This is a genomic window from Flagellimonas hadalis (assembly GCF_007785775.2).
GTDB classification, from domain to species: Bacteria; Bacteroidota; Bacteroidia; order Flavobacteriales; family Flavobacteriaceae; genus Flagellimonas; species Flagellimonas hadalis.
This window is the reverse complement of the sequence record NZ_VNIK02000001.1, coordinates 23,924-46,912: the sequence shown is the minus strand read 5'-3', so window position 1 is coordinate 46,912 and position 22,989 is coordinate 23,924. Positions and strand designations below refer to the sequence as shown.

The 22,989-nt window shown below is 45.2% G+C and carries 16 protein-coding genes; 10 read left to right on the top strand and 6 right to left on the bottom strand.

Translation table 11 applies throughout. From position 1 onward, the window contains the following. The 7 genes from FOT42_RS00175 to FOT42_RS00145 all read left to right on the top strand — a co-directional run bounded on the left by FOT42_RS00175 (position 1) and on the right by FOT42_RS00145 (position 11,154). A complete protein-coding gene (locus tag FOT42_RS00175) occupies positions 1 to 3,294 on the top strand; it encodes a SusC/RagA family TonB-linked outer membrane protein (protein ID WP_192938281.1) in 3,294 nt (1,097 codons plus the stop codon). Between the two features lie 9 nt (positions 3,295 to 3,303). Then, positions 3,304 to 4,773: a RagB/SusD family nutrient uptake outer membrane protein gene (locus tag FOT42_RS00170; protein WP_151888556.1), complete on the top strand. Its 1,470-nt coding sequence runs from the start codon at positions 3,304 to 3,306 to the stop codon at positions 4,771 to 4,773. 108 nt (positions 4,774 to 4,881) lie between these two features. Then, entirely contained in the window at positions 4,882 to 6,234 is a 1,353-nt protein-coding gene (locus FOT42_RS00165; RefSeq protein WP_151889300.1) for a Gfo/Idh/MocA family protein, read from the top strand. 112 nt (positions 6,235 to 6,346) lie between these two features. Next, entirely contained in the window at positions 6,347 to 7,723 is a 1,377-nt protein-coding gene (locus FOT42_RS00160; protein ID WP_151888555.1) for a DUF4832 domain-containing protein, read from the top strand. Positions 7,724 to 7,751: 28 nt separating this feature from the next. Beyond that, positions 7,752 to 8,594: a PKD domain-containing protein gene (locus FOT42_RS00155; RefSeq protein ID WP_151888554.1), complete on the top strand. Its 843-nt coding sequence runs from the start codon at positions 7,752 to 7,754 to the stop codon at positions 8,592 to 8,594. A 170-nt stretch (positions 8,595 to 8,764) separates the two neighbouring features. Further along, a complete protein-coding gene (locus FOT42_RS00150) occupies positions 8,765 to 9,856 on the top strand; it encodes an acyltransferase family protein (protein ID WP_151888553.1) in 1,092 nt (363 codons plus the stop codon). Between the two features lie 23 nt (positions 9,857 to 9,879). Continuing rightward, positions 9,880 to 11,154 (top strand): DUF4832 domain-containing protein, encoded by a 1,275-nt coding sequence (locus FOT42_RS00145; RefSeq protein WP_192938280.1) that lies wholly within the window; start codon positions 9,880 to 9,882, stop codon positions 11,152 to 11,154. A gap of 207 nt (positions 11,155 to 11,361) precedes the next feature. Here FOT42_RS00145 and FOT42_RS00140 read toward each other — a convergent pair whose 3' ends face one another. Next, on the bottom strand, positions 11,362 to 12,981 hold the full coding sequence (locus FOT42_RS00140) for a glycoside hydrolase family 31 protein (RefSeq protein WP_151888551.1): 1,620 nt from the start codon (positions 12,979 to 12,981) through the stop codon (positions 11,362 to 11,364). Beyond that, on the bottom strand, positions 12,978 to 13,919 hold the full coding sequence (locus FOT42_RS00135; protein WP_151888550.1) for a sugar phosphate nucleotidyltransferase: 942 nt from the start codon (positions 13,917 to 13,919) through the stop codon (positions 12,978 to 12,980). Before FOT42_RS00135 ends, FOT42_RS00140 begins: the two co-directional genes overlap by 4 nt. Before the next feature lie 863 nt (positions 13,920 to 14,782). On the opposite strand from FOT42_RS00135, the gene FOT42_RS00130 reads away from it, so the two are divergent. The 3 genes from FOT42_RS00130 (at position 14,783) to FOT42_RS17980 (ending at position 15,767) form a co-directional block, all read left to right on the top strand. Beyond that, complete coding sequence (locus FOT42_RS00130; protein ID WP_151888549.1) at positions 14,783 to 15,028, top strand: ABC transporter permease; 246 nt, start codon at positions 14,783 to 14,785, stop codon at positions 15,026 to 15,028. 293 nt (positions 15,029 to 15,321) lie between these two features. Continuing rightward, complete coding sequence (locus FOT42_RS00125) at positions 15,322 to 15,549, top strand: hypothetical protein (protein ID WP_151888548.1); 228 nt, start codon at positions 15,322 to 15,324, stop codon at positions 15,547 to 15,549. Between the two features lie 80 nt (positions 15,550 to 15,629). Continuing rightward, complete coding sequence (locus FOT42_RS17980) at positions 15,630 to 15,767, top strand: hypothetical protein (RefSeq protein WP_192938279.1); 138 nt, start codon at positions 15,630 to 15,632, stop codon at positions 15,765 to 15,767. Between the two features lie 39 nt (positions 15,768 to 15,806). On the opposite strand, the gene FOT42_RS00115 is transcribed toward FOT42_RS17980, so the two are convergent. The 4 genes from FOT42_RS00115 to FOT42_RS00100 form a co-directional block, all read right to left on the bottom strand. Continuing rightward, complete coding sequence (locus FOT42_RS00115) at positions 15,807 to 19,022, bottom strand: CHAT domain-containing protein (protein ID WP_151888546.1); 3,216 nt, start codon at positions 19,020 to 19,022, stop codon at positions 15,807 to 15,809. A gap of 6 nt (positions 19,023 to 19,028) precedes the next feature. Then, positions 19,029 to 19,769 carry a tetratricopeptide repeat protein gene (locus FOT42_RS00110; protein WP_151888545.1) on the bottom strand — a complete coding sequence of 247 codons (741 nt, stop codon included), beginning with the start codon at positions 19,767 to 19,769 and terminating at the stop codon, positions 19,029 to 19,031. Further along, on the bottom strand, positions 19,762 to 20,334 hold the full coding sequence (locus FOT42_RS00105; RefSeq protein WP_151888544.1) for an RNA polymerase sigma factor: 573 nt from the start codon (positions 20,332 to 20,334) through the stop codon (positions 19,762 to 19,764). The genes FOT42_RS00110 and FOT42_RS00105 overlap by 8 nt, the downstream gene beginning before the upstream one ends. Positions 20,335 to 20,401: 67 nt before the next feature. Then, the gene (locus FOT42_RS00100) at positions 20,402 to 22,960 is read right to left on the bottom strand and encodes a hypothetical protein (protein WP_151888543.1); all 2,559 of its coding nucleotides are present in this window, start codon (positions 22,958 to 22,960) and stop codon (positions 20,402 to 20,404) included. Positions 22,961 to 22,989: the final 29 nt, after the last annotated feature.

Here is a 22,989-nt window from a genome sequence, read left to right as displayed (position 1 = left end):
ATGAAACTACTCGGTGGGAAGAGTGTTGGGTTTTATTTCGATTTGAAACTGAAACTGACCGTATTGATAGTGTTAGTCTTTTTATTCAAAACGAATGCAGGAACCCATTCACCAAAAATGAACCCGGATATTGAGGCGCACATGCTTCAGGACAGGGTAATTACAGGTACCGTAACAGATGAATCAGGGGTACCGCTCCCCGGCGCAACAGTATTTGTAAAAGGGACATCCACAGGAACCACAACGGATTTTGATGGAAATTACAGCATAACCATACCAAGTGGAAGCTCCACTATCGTTTTTTCCTATGTGGGTTACCTAACCCAAGAAGTGCGGATCAACCAACAGTCACAGGTCAACATTTCCTTGGCACCCGATAACACCATTTTGGATGAGGTTGTTGTGGTAGGATACGGTACACAACGGAAAAAAGACATAGCAGGGGCCATCTCCACGGTGGAGACGGAAGAATTGGTATTGTCTTCATCTCCCTCCATAGGCGATGTGCTCAGGGGAAAAGTTTCCGGTCTTCAAATTACACAGAACAGTGCCCAACCAGGGGGTGGTCTGGATTTTCAGATCAGGGGTGCGGGATCTATCAATGCAAGCAACCAACCTCTCATCGTTGTAGATGGTTTTCCCATAACCGATTTTCAACAACCAGGGACCGGAAATAGGTACAGCGGAGGAACACAAAGTATCCTGAACTCGTTCAACCCCAATGACATTGAGTCCATCTCCGTGCTAAAAGATGCGAGCGCCACATCAATTTATGGGGCAAGGGCGGCAAACGGGGTCATTTTGATCACAACAAAAAAAGGGGTTTCCGGAAAAGTTGAGGTGAGCTACTCTTCGTCCTTTTCTTACCAAGCCTATAATGATGATTTTGACGTGTTGAGCCTGCAGGAATGGATGAAGCTCAGAAATGATGCCGCTTATGAAAACTGGCTGTTCCAGAATAGAGTGGAGCCATACAGCAGTGGGAACACCAGTAGCAGAACATTGGAGGAAGCCATCGCGAACCCCGTCAATGGTGTCGCCTTCACCCGATTTTATTCGGACGACCAGATCAACAATGCAGGGCAAAGCACAGATTGGTTGGGTCTGGTAACGAGGGATGGCAGCACACAACAACACAACCTTTCGATAAGAGGTGGGACCGAGAGCACAAGGTACTATCTATCAGGAAACCTATATGACCAAAAAGGAATACTGAAGAACTCTGCATTTGAAAGAGCTGCGCTCAGGTTCAACCTCGATCAAAAATTGAATGACTACATATCGGTCGGGATGAACCTTACCATGAGTAGGATCAACAATGACAACAGTCAATTGGGAGGTGACCGTTATGAAAATTCCGGTCTTTTGAGATCGGCATTACAGTATGGTCCACACATACAGCCCATTGATGAAAATGGCTATTACCCCATAAACCCGGACAATTCCCAAGAACCTAACCCCTATTCACTCCTTACCATTACCGATCAAGGGGTGATAGACAGGACCCTTACCAACTTTTTCGCTGAAATAAAACCAATAAAAGGAATGGTAGCAAGGTTCCAAGCCGGTTTTGACCAAGGCCATACCAGTAGAAATACCTATTTGCCAAGAACAACCTTGTATGGGGAACTGGTAAGCGGTAAAGCAACCACTGCCAATGAGAAAAAGAACGATGCGCTTTTCGATTTCACGTTGAACTATACCACACTCATTAACGATGAGCATAACTTTAATTTCTTGGTAGGCTATTCAAGGCAAAAATATCGGTCAGAAAGTGCTTCGTCGGGCAATGAGGACTTTATAACAGATTCTTTCCTATGGAATAATATCAATGCTGGGGCCGGGCCCAGAGTATTGTCCTCAACTAAGTATGAAAACAACTTGGTGTCCTATTTTGGTAGGGTAAATTATACCTATAAAGATCGGTATATCCTATCATCCACCATACGTAGGGATGGTTCCAGTGTTTTTTCCAAAAACAATAGGTTCGCTCTTTTTCCATCCATTGCACTTGGCTGGGATATTGCCGGCGAACCCTTCATGGAAAACCTAAATGATGCCATTTCACAATTAAAATTGAGAATAGGTTATGGAGAAACAGGAAATGCGGATATAGGCTCCAATGCTTTTGCGGCATATTACGCACAACCCGCTTACCTCAACCCGGACGAATCCATTCTAATTGGGGTGTTCCCCTCAAGGTTGGAAAATCCTGATTTGAAATGGGAGACCACAAAGGAAATAAACCTTGGGCTTGACTTTGAAGTATTGAAGGGAAGGATATCCGGATCTGTGGAGGTGTATGACAAAGAGATTTCAGATCTATTGCAAATAAAACCCATCAATTCCTATAATGAAATAAATCAGGTTTGGGCAAACGTGGGATCAACACAAAGCAGGGGAATCGAAGTAACCCTGAACACCGTAAATGTCGATGCCAAGGATTTCAAATGGAGGAGCACAGTGGTCTTCTCAAAATTCAAGGATAAGTGGAAGGAAAGAGCGGAAGATTGGAAACCAAGTATCTACCAAAGCGTTGATGATCCCATCCGTGCCCGTTACACGTACTTGTCCGATGGTGTCATGCAAATTGGGGATGAAGTCCCTGCACAACCCGAACTGTTCCCAGGACAAATAAAGATCAAAGATCTAAACGGTTTTTCCCGAGACGGTGCAGGCAACCCCATAGTTGATGAAAACGGACGATTTGTGCCAACTGGAGCTCCAGACGGTATCATAGACGAAGCGGACATTGTAATGACGGGCTCTACCGATCCAGACTTTATAGCAGGTTTCAGTAATAGCATACAGTACAAAAACTTTGCGCTCAACTTCCATTTCAACGGAATGTTTGGAAGGCAGATAGTTGATGCCACCGATCTTGCACTGGGTGTTTCCGCCGATGGTGTCTGGCAAAACGGGCGTAATGCATTACGAAACATCTACAACAGATGGACCCCGGACAATCCAACCAATGACAGGCCCGCATCACACTACGGCTATACACAGTACAGTGCCGGGGATTTCTTCCTGCAAGACGCATGGTTTATACGATTGCAGAACTTGTCGCTGTCCTATACGTTACCGACCAAATGGACCGGTAAACTATTCAACAGTGCGTCCATCAGGTTTGATGCCCAAAATTTATTCCTAATTACACCTTTTGATGGTGTTGACCCTGAAACCAATGGGTATGACAGTCGATTGTCAGGTTCCGATCAGGATCCCACAAACCTGGTGGCTGCCTACCCAAATGTGAAGACCTATACACTAGGATTGGATTTAAAATTTTAAAAAATGATCATGAAAAAGTTTAAACTAATACTGTTGGGGCTTCTGGTAGCCTTTACATTTGGGTGTGACCCAGAACTTGAATCAATCAATTATGATGAGATCAACCCGGCCATTTTCCCGGCTTCGGAAGCAGACGTGGAAGCCCTGGTCGTAGCGGCCTATTATCCCCTGAGAGGTTCTTGGTGGAATGGCATACATACCACCTCAGAACGTGGGATCATGTTTGTCAACGATGCCTCCACCGAAATACTCCAAGGAAATTTTGGCGTACAGCAATTGGCGACATTGCACAGCTATGTACCCACAAGTGAAGGCGTTACCAGGTTCTATGATGATTTCTACAATAGGATCAGTTCCAACACATTGAGCATAGACCGATTGGAAAATTCCACCGTCAACGAGAATATCAAAAAAAGGGGGATTGCCGAACTGAAGTGTGCCAGGGCATTTTTAAGCTACGAGCTTTTCGATATGTACGGCCCCATTGTCGTGGCGCCATTGGAGGTCTTGCAAAACCCATTGATCGAGACACCGTTGGCAAGACTAAGCCACAGTGAAATGGTAAGCTTTATTGAGCAAGACCTCTTGGATGCCGTCGAAGATTTGCCTTCCCCCGAAGATGCTGCCTATGGAAGATTTAGTAAGGGTTTTGCGAGAATGCTCTTGATCAGGTTGTACCTACACGAGAAAAGGTGGGCAGATGTGGAAACACAAGCAAATGCCATCATGGCAATGAACCATTATCAATTGGTTGATGACTATGTGGATATGTTCAGCACAGAATCTCAAGTTGATAATAAAGAAATAATCTTTGCCGTTCCCGCTGATTATGCCGCAACCAGTGAAAACCAATGGCAACAGATGGCTTTGCCTTCCAACTACCCAGACATAAGCGGATGGGCCACCATACAAAGCTCTTGGATGTTTTACGATTCGTTCGAGCCGAATGATGTCAGAAAAACGTATTTGATCGCTGAGTATACAGGAACTGATGGGGTCACCTACAATCGGAACAACCCTGGTAATGTGATGCAAATGGGGCCTATCCCGTTAAAAATAGAAAACGACCCCAACAGAACCACACTTACCACTATCGATATCATACTCTACAGATATGCTGATGTTATTTTATCAAAGGCCGAAGCCATCGCCAATAAAAATGGTGCCCCCAACCAGGAAGCCATAGACTTGGTCAATGAAATTAGAAACAGGGCGGGATTGGATGATATAGCATTGGCGGACTATGCCGATATCGATTCCTTCAACGAAATGATCCTTGTGGAAAGATCTCATGAATATTGGTGTGAAAATGGGCAATACAGATCGGATTTGATACGACATGGCAAATTTGTGGAACATTCGATAGAGCTAAACGGAAGTGCCAGCCAAGCAGCCCCATATAAGGAACTTTACCCATTTTCATTGGCAAGGATAAGCGAAGGCAAAGGTGCGTTTATACAAAACCCTGGATATAATTAATTTGAGTTAGTTGAAAAAAGGGTTGATTTAGAAAGTTTCCGCCTTGGAACAATCAATGTTAAGTCAGCCCTTTTTACAAATCCTAAATAAAAAAATTAGGCAATGGCAATGGACACGAGAAGGGATTTCATAAAAAAATCCGCAATAGTAGGTGCGGGAATATCATTGATGCCAAGCTTTGGTTTTGCAGCCCATGGTCATCTGAACAAACTGAATATTGGCATGATCGGCGTTGGCCTCAGGGGAACCAATCACTTGGAGAATCTCTTGTTGAGGGACGACGTAAATATTACCGCTATTTGTGACATTGACCCGGGCAGAACAAAACTTGCCACGGAAAAGATAACGGGCAAAGGTGGCAAAAAACCTTTGGTCTTCGGCAAGGACAGTCATGACTACAGAAACCTTTTGGCCCTGGACAATGTCGATGCCGTTGTGATCTCCACTCCATGGTTATGGCACACGCGTATGGCAAAAGATGCCATGCGGGCGGGAAAATATACCGGGCTGGAAGTGTCCGCGGCCAATACCCTTGAAGAATGTTGGGACTTGGTGAATGTTCACGAAGAAACCGGCACCCACCTCATGATCTTGGAAAATGTAAACTACCGAAGGGATATCATGGCGGTTTTGAACATGGTGAGGCAGAACGTATTCGGTGAATTGGTCCATTTCAGGTGTGGCTACCAACACGATCTGCGTGAAGTCAAGTTCAACAATGGAAAACAACCGTATGGAGGAGGCGTGGAATTTGGTGAAAAAGCAATCTCCGAGGCCAAATGGAGAACACAGCACTCGGTCCTGAGAAATGCGGACCTATACCCTACCCATGGCGTGGGACCCATAGCTGTCATGTGCGACATCAATCGGGGAAACAGGTTTCTGTCCTTGACATCGCATGCCACGAAAAGTGTCGGCCTGCACAACTACATTGTCCAGCATGGCGGGGAAAACCATCCCAATGCCAAGGTGAAGTTCAAATTGGGGGATATTGTGACCTCCACCATAGAAACAGCAAACGGGGAAACCATCATCGTCACCCACGACACCAATTTGCCAAGACCCTATTCCCTAGGTTTTAGGGTTCAAGGAGCAAACGGTTTGTGGGAAGTGGATGGGAACAGGATCCACATTGCAGGGATCACCGAAGCCCACCAATGGGACGATGCAGACAAATGGCTGGAAAAATATGACCATCCCTTATGGAAAAAATATGGGGAACATGCCACAGGTGCCGGACATGGAGGAATGGATTTCTTTGTGATCCATGCTTTTGTCGAGTCCGCCAAACTGGGTGTGGCCCCACCGTTGGATGCGTATGATGCAGCGGCTTGGAGTGCTATCACGCCATTATCCGAGGTTTCCATTGAAAACAACGGGGAACCCCAGGATTTTCCTGATTTTACCAGAGGGGGTTGGATCAACAGAAAACCCTATGACTGGATCAAAGAAGAATATTAATCGACTTTTAACAACGACACACAATGAAATGCCCATTAACGGATCATCAAACCAACCGATATGTTCTTAGGGCATTGCATGTGACCTTTAAAAAACAAATAAAAATGAACAGATGAAATATAAATTTATAACCCTATTCATTTTGTGCATAATCAGTTGTGGCAGCGATGGTACTGGTACCGGCGAAACGCCCATCGACCCAGAACCGGTAGATGACACCATAAACGCTATAACCTATACTGCATCAAATGATGTCATATCAAATCCGGAAAGAGGGTTCATGCACCACTGGGCCGTGGAATCCGAAGGGGCACCGCTCAGTCTGGCAATGCTCAATGCCCTTAAGAACGAAAAGGTCACCATCATCAATCGGATCTATTATTTGGATGCGTTCAAAGACGCTGACCTCAGTGCAGCAGAACTGGACTTGATCACCACCGATTTTGAACGATTGAGAACAACCGGCGTCAAATGTATTCTCCGCTTTGCCTATAACAGCGACCAAAATGAGACCGATGCCCCATTGAGCAGGGTCCTTGCGCACTTGGATCAATTGCAACCTGTACTGACCGAAAATGCAGATGTAATTGCATTTGTCCAAGCGGGGTTCATAGGATCTTGGGGAGAATGGTACTACACCACCAATAATTTGACCACTGTTGAAAACAAAAGAGCGATCCTCAATAAATTATTGGAGGTCTTGCCCAAAGAAATCAAGGTCCAGGTCAGGACCCCTTTGTACAAGCAAGAAATATTCGAGTACTCCACGGCCATGGATGCATCAGTGGGCTATGGGGACAGCGATGTTGCCCGTGTAGGTTTCCATAACGACTGCTTTTTGGCCAGTTCAGATGACTATGGGACCTATCAAAATGTTGCTGTTGAAAAACAATACATCAGCAATGAAGCACTTTTTGTGCCCACCGGGGGTGAGACCTGCCCTCCTACCAATGTTCCGATTGCCAGTTGCAATACGGCCGATACCGAAATGGCCTTGCTGAAATGGACCTACCTGAACCTGGATTACTATGGACCTGTCCTTCAGGAATGGAGAAACAATGATTGCTTTGAGGATTTTCAAAAAGAATTGGGATATCGCCTTTTATTGAAAACAGGCCGTCTAAAAAAGGAAGCGACCGCCAATGGCAATTTTGAACTGGACCTGGTTCTGGAAAATGCAGGCTTTGCCCCTGTTTACAACAAGAAGAATGCCTTTTTGATATTTAAATCCGTTGGCGATGGAACGGTGTACAAAAAGGCGTTGGGCCTTGATGTGAGAAAGGTGGTGCCGGATTCGGATTACGACTTGAAGGAAAGCATCGGCCTTGCCGACATCCCTTCGGGTGACTACAAGCTCTATATAAAAATAGAGGATGCTTCCACCTCATTGAAAGATAGGCCCGAATATGCCATCCAATTGGCAAACTCCGGCACCTGGGAGGCCAGCACCGGCATGAACGAATTATTGCATACACTGACGATCAATTAAAAAACTATAACCGCTAAATACATAAGTCATGAAAAAATTCAAGCTTTTATATTGTCTTTTGGCCGTTTCACTCCTTGCCGGTTGTGATTCGGATGACTCTTCCAGTTCGGAGAGCAGCATTACGGCCGACTTTTCATTTACAAGTGATGGCAGCACATTCACTTTTACAAACCTGTCCGAAGGGGCCACTTCCTACCGATGGGATTTTGGCGACCTTTATTTTTATTCCTATGAAGAAAATCCTGTGTACACCTATGCCATCAAAGGTGGGGAACTTACCGTTACGTTGACTGCAATGAATGAAGCCGGTGAAGAGGCAAATGTGTCAAAACAGATCAGTGCCCCGGTCATCATTGTTGCCAATATTGACATAGATGGGGAATTTGAGGATTGGGAAGAAGTGCCCGTCTATTATGAATTTACAGGATCGGTCAAGAAAATGAAGTATTACACCAAGGGACCCAACATAGACATCTATTTTGAAGGAGGTCCCGATATGACAATGGAAATTGTGGATATGGTTTTCAATGTGGATGAGGACAATACCACTGGATATAACGAAGCTTGGAACATTGGCGCGGAATATTTATTTGAAGGCCCTCCAATTTTAGGTTCCTGGGGGAGTTTTTATTCACATGCCGGCGGCAATGCCTGGGCATGGGATTGGATAGGGCTGGATGGACACGGTTTCCAATCATCCGGAACAATTGCCGTAGATGGCGAGACCAATGCGATAGAACTGAGGTTTCCCAAAAGCTTTTTTGGAACGGTTGGGGATAGCATAGACTTTGGCATGTGGCTGGATTGGGGTGCTGAGTACTACCCAAGTGATACCGCTGGCCCACCCATCAATATTGAGATCCAAAGGTAATGAACCCGTACGACTCAATTTGAGCAGTTTCAATACTCGATCAATGAGATGAGATCTATCGATCTTCGAAAATAACCTTCTAAACCAATTGCAATAAACGGAAACCCTGATAAATCAACCAAGAAGATTTGTTGGGGTTTTCTTTTTCAATCATCAATACCCATCAGCATATGGAAACCAATACCAACCGATTACTGTCTTTGGATTTTTATAGAGGCCTGACCATGTTTTTGCTCATTGCGGAATTTTCAAGCCTTTTTGAGTTCCTGGTGTCCCCAGAACTTCACGGCACCCTTATCCACACCATTGGGGAACAGTTCCATCATGTGGAATGGGAAGGATTGCACTTTTGGGATTTGATACAACCCTTTTTCATGTTCATTGTGGGTGTGGCCATGCCCCTTTCCTTTTCAAAGAGAATGGCAAAAGGGGATACCTATAAAGAATTGCGGAAGCATGCTTTCAAAAGAGCCTTTTTGATGCTCGTATTGGGATGGGCCCTGTACTGTATCGATCCAGGGGAAATTGTCTTCAGGTTCCAAAACGTGCTGGCACAACTATCGGTCACATACCTGCTTGCATTTTTGGTCATCCGTAAAAAACCGTTGATCCAAATCGGGTTTTCTGTATTGCTCATTTTAATCAGCGAGGCCATTTATAGATTTTTCCCGATTGAAGGCTTTGACCATGCCTTTGTTCCCGGGGAAAACTTTGGCGCATGGTTCAATATTTTGATTTCAGGAGAAGAAGATGGCGGGCATTGGGCCATGTTCAATGCCATTCCCACCGCTGCCCATACCATTTGGGGCGTAGTGGCAGGCCAACTGTTGATCGGCAACAAAACAACCCAGGAAAAAATCCGGCTTCTGGTAATCGGGGGGGTCGCGGCCTTGATCATTGGTTATGGCTTCAGTTATGTAACACCGATCATAAAACGAATTTCCACAAGCACTTTTGTTCTTGTGGGTGGCGGATGGTCCATATTGGCCCTTGCACTCTGCTATTGGGTGATAGATATCAAAAAATACCAAAAGGGAGTGTTGTTCTTTGCCGTTGTGGGAATGAACCCATTATTCATCTATCTGTTCGCACACGTTGGCGGGGCTGCATTGATCCGAAAGATATTCTTGCCGTTTTCAAATGCCCTCTTTGGGTGGACCGGAGCACTGGGCGCCGATATACTGTTGAGCTTTGTAGTGCTCTTTTTTCTATGGTTCATTTGCTTTTGGATGTATAAAAAGAAACTATTCATCAGAATATGATCAAGTCAAAAAAATCCATCATCATGAAAAATCTTTTATATCTCTTTGGCCTAAACTGTCTCCTGATCGCCTGCGGCGGGGGAAACAATGATCCTACCGAGGGAAAACCGGAAAGTCAAGAACCTGTATTGAATGGCGGGGGTGTCAGCAGTTTCACCAAGGTGCAGCCCATGACCGGGATCGTGGTCTGGGATGGAAATCCGAATGCCGGCTCAGGGGCACATAGCCTTGAATATTCCTATATGCTCTTTGAGGATGTGGTTTCTGAAAAAGGGGTCTATGACTGGACGGTAGTTGAAAACAAACTCAACGATATCGCCTCACGGAACCACCAAGCCATCCTTCGGTTCAGATATGCCTATGTTGGGCAACAAACATCCGTGCCAAAATACATCAAGGATCTACCGGATTATAAAGAAACGCAGGGGGTCAGTGAAGGCAGGGAAACCTGGTTTCCGGATTGGTCGCATCCAGAATTGCAGGACTTCACCTTGGAATTCTATGAAAAATTCGCCGAACGCTATGATCACGATAACCGTTTGGCCTTTTTGCAGGTCGGTTTTGGACTGTGGGGGGAATACCACATTTATGATGGTCCATTTGAGCTGGGGAAAACCTTTCCTTCAAAAGCGTACCAAACCCTGTTTTTAAATCGTATGGACACTATGTTCACCGATTTGCATTGGTCTATTTCCATTGATGTTGAAGATGGCAATGTCACTCCATTCCGCGACGATCCTTCCCTATTGGATCTATCATTTGGTTTGTTCGATGACTCCTTTATGGCCGAGGAACACGGTTCTGTCAATGAACAGCGTTTTAAATTCTTGGGACTGGATACCCGTTATGTCAATAATCCCATCGGGGGTGAATTCAATTATTATACGGATCATGACCAGCAAAATGTCCTATCCCCCAATGGTCCACATGGAGAATCGTACGAATCGTTCATAAAACGGTTCCATACCACCTATATGATCGGAAATGACCAATACAAATACCAGTCCGCGGATCGCATAAAAGAGGCCAGCATCAATACGGGGTACAAATTTGAGGTCACCGATTTTGTGAAAACCAACGGTAACTCGAAAATAACCATAAGAAATGTTGGAACGGCGCCCATTTATTACGATGCCTATCTTTCCATCAACGGAAACAAATCCACCACATCCCTTAGAACCATATTGCCAAATGAAGAAAAGGAATTCACCATAGATTATGATGGCAATGAGGATTTGGTGATCATCTGCGACCGATTGTTGGAGGGGCAAACCATAGATTTCAAAAGGTCATTTTAAAATCCATCCCTAAATGAAGAAGGGCCATCATGATGAAGTTTTATCACAATGGCCCTTTTTGCACTAACAACTAAACAACTCAAAACCTGCTTTGCATATTCGCATTGTGCCGTTGCCTTCGATGATTACAGTCAATGTGATGGCATGGCACTGTTATTTTCCATATGACAGAAACCCTTTTTGAGTTTCATCTGGACTCCACCTTATTCAATCCACTTTGGTGTAAAATGGAAGTCTACCCAACGGAGCATCAACTTCTATGGTTTTGTTCCCACTGACAATTTTACCGGTATCGTCTTTCCACTTTCCTTTCGGCAAGACTACTTTTCGTTTGTAAGCACCTTTTGTCACTACAGGCGCAACGATGATGTCATCGCCAAGGACAAATTGGTCCTTTATCATTTCATATCCATGGTCTGGGTAGGCCAAGGCCATGGGCTTTACAATGGGTTCCCCGGTTTTTGAGGCCTGTTTGGCCAATTCAAGAAAATAAGGTCCCATTTCAGCGTGCAATTTTGCCGCCTCCAAGCAGTATGTTGCATTTTCCTTGGAGAGCACGCGCCAAGGAGCTACCGAAAATTGCATCATGGGCATCAAGGCATGGACCTGGGCGGATCGCACGACCAATTCCTCATCAATGGACGTAAGGTTGATAAACGTGCCGTACTCGCCCCCACCGATCATATCCGGGCAGGTATAGGCATATCCCATCAAACTTTGGCCCATCTGATCTGGTATCAGCTTTTGCAAGTCCGTCCAATTGTGCCCTTTGTCCCGCAAGCGTTGGGCCAAGGGCAACCCTGCCATTTTCCAAGAGGCGCGATATTCATTGAGGGGATAGTCCAGACCGATCTCGGCAAACAGCGCAGTATGCTCGTTTGGCAGGACTTCTTCATAGGATATGACCCCATTATCATAAAAATGGGCATCGCCGGCATCAAATTTGAACCCGTCAACACCATACTCGTCCACCAAATGGTCCAGTTGTTCCTTGAACCATTTCTTCGCTTTCGGATTGCTCAGGTCCAAACAGGCACTGGCCCCGTTCCACCAGCGCACAATGGCCGCTTTCTCCTGGGTGTTTGCCCAAAGCACGTCCTGCGTTTTTTGGGGATCGAGCAATAACATGCCCTCCTTGGCCAAATACCGGAAAACCTCCGAATCCGGACTGATGAATGGACAGACCCAAAGCATGACCTGGAACCCCATATCGTGGAGTTTTTTGATCATGGCCTTGGGGTCTTTGAACCTTCGGGGGGAAAATTCCCAAACCCCATAATTTTCCTGCCAGTTATCATCGATCATCAAAACCCCTGGAGGGTAACCATTGTCTATGATGCCTTGTGCATATTTGAGAATATCCTCCTCATTTTGGTTGTAAATCAATTCTATCCATGTATTGTATTGGGGATGGGTAAACAGTTTTTCCTCCGGAATTTCACCATTGGGCGGAAAGAAATGTTTTACCGCATATTGGTAGGCATCACGTAAATTTTTACCGGCTTCGCCAAAGATGATCTTATCACTTTTGGAAGTCACCTGCAAGTGGCCATTATCGAAGGCATATTGGATAGGACCCTCGCTCCAAACATATCTGCCCTTATTCGAGAGCAAAAGGGGCTGGGCCTGGTTGCCTTCGTTGTTGGCCCACAGATCATGGGTCACTTTTGAATGGCTATCATAAGGTGTGTTGTGGCCTTCAGTGCTCAGACCTCCCCACCAATATTCCCCTTTGGCGATGTCTATGTCAAGCGTGTCGGCATTCTGGGAAAATAAGCCAACCGTACTCCATATAAGCAGTCCAAAGGTAATTGCGGTCGATTTCATTCGTTGTTCAATTGATTTTTTGGTATTTGCCACAGGTCCGTTGGATACCTGTTTTTTTTCTTTAAGGCATCGATGGCCTTTTGCACTATTTCTTTGTCCTCTCTATAGGTCACACCAAACCACTTGGCATCGGATTGTAGAACCTTAACGATGGCCATATTCTCTTTCAACATCTCGTTTACGATCAAAGGGATGTAGAATTCAGCCTTCAAATTTTCATGGTTCTCCTCCAGGAATTTGAGGAACAAGGCTTCCCCATATCCAAAACATTTGGGGGTAAATCCAAAAAAATTCATGGAGACCACCGTGTTTTCATCAATGGGAAGAAAGTTTCCGTCATCATCCTTCCGCATCAGTTCACCGTTTCTTTTTTCAATGTGGGTCCTTTCCACAATATCGGTCAAATATCCGTTTTCATCCACTTGGCATTCGCCCCTGGAAACAAAGCCATGGTCGGATATGGTATTTTTCAAGAGATAGGACATCGTATAAAAGTTATAGGATTCCCTATCCGTTCCCCTTAAGGCCTCGGCCATCACATGGAAGGCCTCTTTGCCATAGAAATCATCCGCATTGATAATGGCAAAATTCCCATCAATCACATCTTTGGCCATCAAAAGGGCATGGCCGGTCCCCCAGGGTTTTACCCTTTCCAAATTGAAATACTTTTCCGGCACATTTTCAATTTCCTGATATACATAAACCACCTCGGCCCTTCCTTCCAATTTTCGGTCGAAAATCTCCTTGAACTCACGCTCAAAACTTTTTCTGATAATGAACACGAATTTTCCGAAACCGGCCTGCAATGCATCATAAATTGAAAAGTCGATCAAGGTGTCGCCTTGAGGGCTAAAAGAATCTATTTGTTTAAGACCCCCATAACGACTTCCCATGCCTGCGGCCAACACCACTAGTGTAGGTTTTGCTGTTTTTTGCATCTACGTTCTATACTATTGACAATCTGATTTTTATTGAATCTTTTATGCTGATTTTTGCTTCAACTTCAACGAACTTACATATTTTTTATCCAAGATAAAAGCAAAACCACAAAAAATGTGCTCGTACACATATTAAGGCCTGAACAAAGATTCCAATATTAAATAAATATAGTTGGATGTTGGGGTATCTATAGAAGCACTGACCAATTTCCGGACACACAACCAGAATTGGAATCACTACAAGTCAAATTATGTTGTTTCTTAAAATTGAATTCTTCCTTATAGGGAGTATCAAGCCAACATAAGAGAAAATCCATAGGCCATCAGGAAGTGAAAACAAAACCCAATCGGCAATTCTTACATTAAGCTGAACTGTCCCTTTCCTCATTCAGCTATAGTTTGTCAAAAACCTAAATTTTAGTACCAAGCATGGAAACGCCCGACATAGTATATCACTTCACCGGATAAATTTGAGCAGCCTCGAAACTAACACAATAAACTGACTTATAAACCACTAGAACCAGATATTGGTTGGCTCAAATTTCCGTTTTTAGTGGTCTCAACCATCAGGCTCGTTCAAATATGGCCCTGTAGAACAAACAGTCGAAGTAATTGGCGTGATCAAGGATCATCACCAACAATCCCTTCGATCTGGCATTGCCAATATGATGCTATTGTACGAGGATCGATACTTGGCCAATTACATTACGATAAATGTCGGGACAAGGGATGTCAAGGGCACATTGGCAACTATAGAGTCAAAGTTCCAACGTTTTTTCCCAAAAGATCCCTTCAATTATTTTTTCCTCGATTAGTATTTCAACAAACAGTATCAGGCGGATATTAAAATTGGGACTATCTGCATGCTGTTCTCAATCCTAGCCAACTTCATTGCCGCCATCGATTTGTTCGGGATGGGTTCGCAAATGGCATTGCAAAAATTAAAGGAGATCGGGATCAGAAAGGTATTGGGAGCGAGCGATCTGCAAACACTTTTGCTTATCCCAAAAAACCTGCTCTCCTTGGTCGGGATCGCAGGTATCATAGCGATTCCCATGGTTTATTTCGCCGCCCAATATTGGCTTGAGACCTACCAATATTGTACATAACGGTATGGATGTTCTTCATTCCATTCGTGCTTGTTTTGGCCGTCGCATTATTGTCCATAAGCTTGCAATCTGTACGTGCCCTACTGGTGAACCCTGCCCAAACCCTGAGGGATGCATAGCCGATAGCGATGGATTACCACTTCCATATACTGAGTCGGCTTTCATAATACTCCCCCCGCGTGAGGGATTGCAGTGAAAAGCCCTCCCCCAGGTAGGCCTTGCAACGGAAAGCCCGTTGCCCAGAGGGACACGCTCAAGAAGGAATACCGCCGACCGACCACATACGATATTGCTTGGTCCGAAATGATGACGCAGTGGTTTTCCGATGGATTCCCAACACACAATTGAATGGACAGGTTTCGGCAACAGCCATTATCGCCAATGAGATCAATGCCGTATTTGCGCATTATGGTTTTAATGGTTCCCCTGATGTGCTGTGCAGGATCTCAGCAAACAATTCATTTGAGGGCATCCCTTCACAGTTTGAGGCGCACCTACTGCGGCCGCCCAAGTGTGGGTAAGGTCCACCTATCTTGCTGGGGGCACGTTCTCTGCCATATCGGTCACCTCCGCTCCGAGCAACGAATATCATACCCAGGAAATGGATACTTTTCTACCCATAAATTTCCAGTTGTTTGTGGGAAGGGATGGCACTTTTGTGGACAATGACAACGATGGGGTTCCTGCCAACGAGGACCCAGATGACAACAATCCCAATGTTCCCAACAATCAAGGATAAAGGAAGAAACTGATGTTCAGTAGTTAGTTGGGTTTTGGATCAGCTCCCTTTATGGGAGCTTTTCTTTTTTAAGAAGACCATGACCACAATCAGCACGATTAAGGCAGCCACGACCCATAGAGACCAAAAACCGGGTCGGGAGAATTCTACCGGGGAGGTATCGCCCATCAATACCAATCCGGCCCAGTATTGTGGATGTAGGATACGTCCTTCCCCATGGGCCAAGTAATCCAATTTGGCCAAGCGAAGGGCCACATGTTTTGGTTTTCCTTCAGAAAGGTGACCATAAAAACGCTCCAATATTTTGTTGCTGGATTTTTCATCGATCTGCCAAAGACTGGTCAAAACACTTTCACTGCCCGCATAATTAAAGGCATGTGCCAATGAGATCATCCCCTCCCCCGGTTGATAGGTCGGTTTTCCCGTTTCACAGGCCGTCAGTATGGCCAAGTGTGAACTGAGGTTTTGGTTATAGATCTCATAGGTGTACAGGGAATTATCATTGATATCCAAAGAATCCGCAACATTCTTGGCAAACACCAATCGCGAAAGTTCGGGGCTTACATTGTTGGATTCGGCATGGGTACCAATATGTATGATCTTATGTTCCTTGGCATTTTGGGTAAACAAGGGTTTGGAGGCCTTTTCGTTCAGAAATGAACGGCCATCGAATTTTCGACTGAATTTCTTTACCAGCTCTGTACTGAACGGTTGCGGCAATAGGGTCAGATAGGCCTTGTCCAAAAACAACGAATCGGAGATCGCCATTTGGTAATTGGTCTTCATTTCTTGATCAAACTCGGGGGCAAAGGCAATAAAATCCTTTTTAAACCCCACAATACCTTGTTTCTTGCCAAGCATGAACAGGCTGTAGTTATAGGATATATTGTATTTGGCCAGTAGGCTTTGTGTGGCCAATTCCCCATAAGACCCTATCCTTTTTGGGGTGAGCAATTCAAAGCTCAGGTTAAACAGCTCCCCATCCGGAAAAATGATGACATTTTCTGTTTTTACGAGACCTTCAATCGGCTCCCAAACGATTTGGTAGAGTTGGTGCAGGCAATCAAAAAGTTCATCCTCTGGAACGCTGTAATCTGATATGGATGATATGCAGAGATCCTTTATGGGGTCCAACTTTATCAAGTTGGTCCTGCCGTTTTGGTAAACATAGACGTAGTTGTTGTCACCATCGGAAAAATATCGGACCAAGGTGGTATTGGTCGGAATATGTTGTTCCAGGTTTTTAAGCGGTTCCACAATGGAGGCGTATCTCATCTTGTAATAATGGGGGTGCTCTTTTTGAAGGAACCCCAAATGGTCCTGCCATGACCTATTGAGCGAATCCCATTCCGCTACATTGAACTGTGTTTCGTTGCCTTCAAGATCAAAAAAACCATTTATTTGATTGCGCAGCGAGTTTTCCTGCTCCCTAATGTCGATGGGTGCCAAAGCATCGGCGGTTAGGTTCAAACGAGCCCGAATACGGTTGTAAATGGAGGATTCATGTAAGGCCATGACCTTTTCAAGATAGGCTTCATCATTGGTTTGTCGGTAAAGTTCCACATACACCTTTTTGGCCACATTGAAGACTTCCCTATTGTTGGCAATAAGGTTGCTTACCCCTTCTTGGGAGGTGACCAGCGATTTTCGCTTTTCAACCAGTGCCGTGGCCTTATCGATGATCTGCGCAATTTCAATAAGATTTTTTGGGGAATGGGGCAAAGACCTCAATTTGGATTTGGCCAGATACATGAGTATTTCAGCCTGTTCGCTCCAGAGATAAGGTCGGTTTTCCACATCGGCGGTGCCACCATATCCCTCCAATAGTTGCCGGCACAGTTGGATGGCACTTTCAAAATCACTTTTTAGAAAGTAGATCTTGATTTTGCTGAGCTGCATCATTTTGGCCAAGTAGCTATGTGCACCGTAGGCTTCAGCCACTTTGGAGTAGGTGTTGTCGATAAGGTCCAAAGCCTCTTTAAACTGTTGGTTCTCTGCGTAGACCTGGGCCAAATTGGACCTTGCAAAAATGATGTTTTGGCTGAATTCATCGGCACTGCTATTGGTGTAGGCTTCAAGGGTTTTTTGATAATTGGTGATGGCTTTCGAAAAGTTTTCCTCTTTTTTTTCAAGGTCTGCCCAAGCAAAATATAAATTGGCAGCATAGGACCAATTGGTTCCGGGGATTGAGATCAGGGATGCCTCGGCTTCTTTTAGGTAGGTTCTGGCCTTTTGTTGGTTCTCTGCATAAAGATGGGCCTCGGCCATCATCAGTACGGCACTGAAATATTGCACCGTGTTGGGAAGAAAATATCTTTTGGCATGTTTATATCCCAAGGAGGCCACCTGTACAGCCTTGTCCTTGTCGCCAAAATCATTGTAGAGGCTGCCCAGGTTTCTGTAGGCGATGGACAGATTGCCATGAACCTTTTCCGTCAAAGGATGGTTGTGCGTATGTTGCAAAAAGGTGTTGAAACTTGAAATACTCTTTGAAGTAAGTTCCATGGCCGTGCCATAGTCCCCAGCGCTCTGTTTCACCATCGTCCAGTTACCATAAATGGTACCGGGAAGATAGTACAACTGCTCGGCATCCTTGTCCATGGTATCAATTGACCGGATGGCTTTGTCAAAATAATAGTCGGCACTGTCCGGCTTGGATATAAAGTGCATCAGTGAAGCCTTGTAATTCAGTATCCGTGGTGCCAAGGGAAACCTTGTTTTTGGATGGGCCTCCATCAAGCGAAGTGCTTTATCCGTGCGGGCCATCAATTGGTCGATATCCCCCAGTTTGAGCCCTATTTCCCCCAAATAAAACTCCGAGGCCACCTTACGCTGGACATCCTGCAAGGTGTTCGCCAAAGTATTGGCACGAGCCATATACACATTGGCCTGAAGAACACTGCCTTGGTCCACATGGGCAAGCCCCAGGCCCAACAGCGCCTCATATTGAACGGAATCTGCTTGGTTTTTGGACTGAACATCCTTCAGCAGCTCTTGTGCCATTGGAAAATGGGTACCATTGTCCTGTAAAAATTCTGATTTTGCAAGGGGATAGACCAATCGGCCCAAGTTCAGGGAAGAATATTTTGTTTTCCCGCTTACTTCAGCTTGAATGATTTCTTGAGCATGCCCAAAGGCATCCGCAGCGATAAGACTATCCAGCGTTTTTAGTATGGGATGTTTTTGTTGGGAATGCATGGCTGTCTGCAACAAAAAGGCAAGTCCCAGAAGGAAATATGCAAAACCCTTGTCCATATCCGATCAATCCTTGAGTTTTTTGGCCAATTCCCGGCCCTTTTCATCCGAAGTTTGCTCCAAACTTTTGAGGGCTTCCTCCACCTCATTGTTCTTCAAATGTGCCAAGCCTTTGTAATATGCAGCTTCACTTTGGAATGAAGGCTGGGCACTACCGAGCACACAATCAAAATAGGGAATTGCCTTGCTGGGTTCATCATTGGCCAAATAGGCCGCGCCCAAAAAATAGTTGATGGTATCGTTGTCGCTTTTTTGCGGCAACAGATTTTCCCACTTTTGTAACGCAGTTTTATAGTTTCCCTGTTTATAGTCGACCATGGCCTCATAAAAATCATAATTATCACTATTGCCCATTACCGTAGGCAAACCAGGGTCTGGGGTGAAATAGGTATTGAACAGCCTTTCATTGGCATTGGGAATATAGAAATACCAAATACCTCCAAGAGCGATCAAAAGTGCAATGGCGGCCGCAATCCGGAAAAAGAATCGGTAGGACATCGTATGAAGGGATCTGACTTGGGCATCGTCTTCCAGTTGCTTGTGAAAATGATTCAACTTGGAACGCAGACCTTCTTCCTCAATGGTTCGGAACAGTCCCTTGAATTCCAAAAACTTGGTATTCAAGTTGGAATCGGATTGCAATTGGGACTCAAAATCTGTCCTCTCTTGGGCATCCATCCCATCAAGAAGGTACCTTTCAAAAAGGTCCTGCTCTTCAAGGGTCCAGTATGTAGGTTCCTTATCCATTGTTCTTGATGTGTTGGGCCAATGCACGCAATTGTTCCATGCACCGGTATTTTTTGTTTCGGGCGGATGCCGCTCCAATACCGATTTTTTCGGCTATCTCTTCCATGTTCTTACGTTCAAAATAGAAGAGGGTCAATAGGTTTTTGCATCCATTTCCCAATTGATGGAGGGCTCGTTTCATGGCCTCCTGTTCATTTTGCACCTCATTGTCTTGGTCTTCGTCTTTGTCCTCTTCCTGACCAATCAATGATATTACATCTTGATGGACCGTTTTCTTGAACCGGGCGGATCTCAGATGGTCTGTCCATTTGTTCTTGGCGATGGTGAAGAGGTACGCTTCCAAGCTTCCTGTCCCGTCAAACTTGTGGTCCTTTACATTTTGCCAACAAGCAATGAACGCCTCCTGATATATATCCTTTGCCTGGGCCTCGTCCCCACTGTTCTTGAAGATGTGGACCCTGACCTGAGGGAAAACACTTTGGTAAACTTCTTCCAGAATGGTTTCATCATTCTTTCTAAAACCTTCTAGGATCGTGTCGATATCTTTTCTTTGTGTATTCCCCATACTTTTTGGAAAGCATGGGGAATTTAAAGAAAATTAAAGGTTCACTTATGATTTTATCGTTATGTTCCTAACTTTTTGGTTTTAAATACACCGTTACTTGGGCATAGCCTGTTACAGCATTCTGCCGCGCCAGGGATTCACTATAATACTGTTGGATTTCAGGCCGGCCCCAAGTATCAACATGCCCAGAACCGGCACCGACCCCACAAGTGATGGAATACATTCCTTCCGCATCGAGATCATTTTCCTCATTTCCGGGGTACCAGGTCTGTGAATTGTTGGCACAGTCGGGTATCAATGAAGGTACGCGCTCTATGATATCCATATAATAACGATCAATTTCCTTACCTTCAGGAATTCCCTCCGTCAAAGGCTCAAAGGCCCAAACCGTTGCTGTGGACCAATGCCAGAAATTGCCATCCAATGTTGGGGGTTTTGATCTAACGGATACGGGTACGTAGAAAATTAGGGTATCATCGTCATTTTTGATGTTCACCTCACCTTGTATTTCATCGTATAGTTCATATTCTGAAAGTTCTTGGTTAGGCCCATCATATATTGCATAATAGATCTTGGCGGAGATTCCTTCAACCCCATTTTCGGTTTCCTTGTCAAAACATTCGTAGTTGACCGAATGGTCTTCTTCCGTGGTCACTTGTATGTTTCTGCTATTCAATTTTCCATATTGTCCATTGGTGCTCCACACCACTTTATATTTGATGGTTTCATCGTTCACAAGACGCTTGGCCTGTTCATCCACAATGGAAAGCTTGACATTATTTCCACCTTTTATGGTAAGCCCATCGGGTCTGATGCGATATTTTGTCGGGCTGATATTGATGGTCGTGGAATCCTTTCCTACAAGGTTGCCGTCCTTGCGTATCTCCACAAAAATGGAATCCTTGGCATTGGGCGGAAGTGCCGCATTGGGATCGCTCTCATAAACGTTGGTTTCAGTGCCCGGATCTTCTTTCAAAGAACCATAAAGGCCTGTTGTACGCCAATGGTATGAATATTCCCCGGGCTGTACGTCCGCATCATCCAATATCTTCGCCGTAAGGTCCACATCCTCTCCCTTTACGATACCGGTATGGGCAGGGTCTATGCGCACTTTGCTTTGGGATATGGTCACATTGAACGTTTCGATACGTTCGGCATATTGATAGGCAATGAAAACCCGACCTATATCCGTTGCTGTCATAATGGCGTTGGCAATGGTCAACGGGGCAAGTGCCCTTCCAAGGGCGGCCTCATCCGTAAGGAGATCCGTGGCACTTGATACACCCATTTTGGATAATTGGCCGAGCAATACTTTGAAGAACGACTCGGTACCCGACCCGTTGGCAACCACTCCCTTGATGAATTCTATGGAGGCCGTTTTCAGGTCGCCCTCATCCAATGCGTCCAATACGCCAGGGGAAGAGGCCAACACTACATTGATGGCCTCTGTGTAGGGGCCGATATCGAATTTGTTGCTTGAATCCTTGAAAATATCCGTGATCCCGATCGTATTGCAAATGATGGGAATGACAGCATCCAGGACCAGGGCCTCGATCCTTAATTTATTGAGTTCGAATTGCTCATCGGAACTCAGCACATGATTGCCCGGACCGGATCCCGGACCGATAATGCGCACTACATATTTGGCGGCCACTTCATCATTCAGTAAGGGTAGTGATTTTGGTCCATTTGTAGTGAACCCCAAATTTGAACCATTGCCAATGGCTATGTCCATCGTATTCCCTTGAATCGAAGTAAGACCGGTCACAGGGGCAATGGATTGCTCAAAATCGGCCGTTGGATTGTTGGAACCGATAAATCGGGCATCCAAGATTTCCTCGAACTCCGTATTGCCTTCCTTCTTTACTTCGGTCTTGTACAAAAAGGCATGCGCCCTCCGTCTCCAGAAATTCAGCACATCCACTGAGAAAACATCACTGTCGCTTTGCTGGACAGTGACCCCACTTTTCATGTTGGTGTCATCGATCAAGACCTTTTCAAGGTCAATGACTTTCTTTTCAGGCAAAAGTGCAGTGGCCGTTTCGTTCAGCCAACTGTAGAAGCTGTCGGAATGGAGCAGTGTCGGATCTGCCACATACATGGCTTCCAGTTCCTGTACATAGGGCCCTATCTCGGGCAGGTCCTGGAATTCGCCCAGAAATTTCACTCGGGCCTCCACTGGCTGTACCACCGTGCCGAGTCCATAGAAAAGGGCCCCTTCCAACATGGATCTTACGTTGAGCTCTGGATGTTCCTTGCTCACATAGCCCATCAGCACCACCTTGTCCTGTTCATTGGTCACATATACAAAAGAGGGACCTCCATAGGCGATGTAGGCCTTTGAACTCCCATCGTCCCCAACTTCGAAGGTTTCGAGAAAGGATTGGACCTTGGTCTTGGAAAGGTCGATACCCGAGTCGGTCGGCAGATCAATCTGGATCTCAATTTGTTCAAGTTCAATGGAACCTGTGGGGCCGTCGCCATCTCCATCGCCCGGGGTGGGATCATCATCGGTCTGCGACACGTCGTCGTCGTCCATTTTGAGGGTATTGTCGTCCGAGTTACAGCTCATTGCCAATACAAAGGCAAAAATGAGCAATACAACAATTTTTACTGAGGTTTTCATTTGGTTTCTGATTTTTAATTGGTCTTTCT

What these genes read in the sequence shown, in the direction of transcription:
- FOT42_RS00175 (WP_192938281.1), top strand. Translation starts at nt 1, where the DNA reads ATGAAACTACTCGGTGGGAAGAGTGTTGGGTTTTATTTCGATTTGAAA.
- FOT42_RS00170 (WP_151888556.1), top strand. Translation starts at nt 3,304, where the DNA reads ATGAAAAAGTTTAAACTAATACTGTTGGGGCTTCTGGTAGCCTTTACA.
- FOT42_RS00165 (WP_151889300.1), top strand. Translation starts at nt 4,882, where the DNA reads ATGGACACGAGAAGGGATTTCATAAAAAAATCCGCAATAGTAGGTGCG.
- FOT42_RS00160 (WP_151888555.1), top strand. Translation starts at nt 6,347, where the DNA reads ATGAAATATAAATTTATAACCCTATTCATTTTGTGCATAATCAGTTGT.
- FOT42_RS00155 (WP_151888554.1), top strand. Translation starts at nt 7,752, where the DNA reads ATGAAAAAATTCAAGCTTTTATATTGTCTTTTGGCCGTTTCACTCCTT.
- FOT42_RS00150 (WP_151888553.1), top strand. Translation starts at nt 8,765, where the DNA reads ATGGAAACCAATACCAACCGATTACTGTCTTTGGATTTTTATAGAGGC.
- FOT42_RS00145 (WP_192938280.1), top strand. Translation starts at nt 9,880, where the DNA reads ATGAAAAATCTTTTATATCTCTTTGGCCTAAACTGTCTCCTGATCGCC.
- FOT42_RS00140 (WP_151888551.1), bottom strand. Translation starts at nt 12,981, where the DNA reads ATGAAATCGACCGCAATTACCTTTGGACTGCTTATATGGAGTACGGTT.
- FOT42_RS00135 (WP_151888550.1), bottom strand. Translation starts at nt 13,919, where the DNA reads ATGCAAAAAACAGCAAAACCTACACTAGTGGTGTTGGCCGCAGGCATG.
- FOT42_RS00130 (WP_151888549.1), top strand. Translation starts at nt 14,783, where the DNA reads ATGCTGTTCTCAATCCTAGCCAACTTCATTGCCGCCATCGATTTGTTC.
- FOT42_RS17980 (WP_192938279.1), top strand. Translation starts at nt 15,630, where the DNA reads ATGGATACTTTTCTACCCATAAATTTCCAGTTGTTTGTGGGAAGGGAT.
- FOT42_RS00115 (WP_151888546.1), bottom strand. Translation starts at nt 19,022, where the DNA reads ATGGACAAGGGTTTTGCATATTTCCTTCTGGGACTTGCCTTTTTGTTG.
- FOT42_RS00110 (WP_151888545.1), bottom strand. Translation starts at nt 19,769, where the DNA reads ATGGATAAGGAACCTACATACTGGACCCTTGAAGAGCAGGACCTTTTT.
- FOT42_RS00105 (WP_151888544.1), bottom strand. Translation starts at nt 20,334, where the DNA reads ATGGGGAATACACAAAGAAAAGATATCGACACGATCCTAGAAGGTTTT.
- FOT42_RS00100 (WP_151888543.1), bottom strand. Translation starts at nt 22,960, where the DNA reads ATGAAAACCTCAGTAAAAATTGTTGTATTGCTCATTTTTGCCTTTGTA.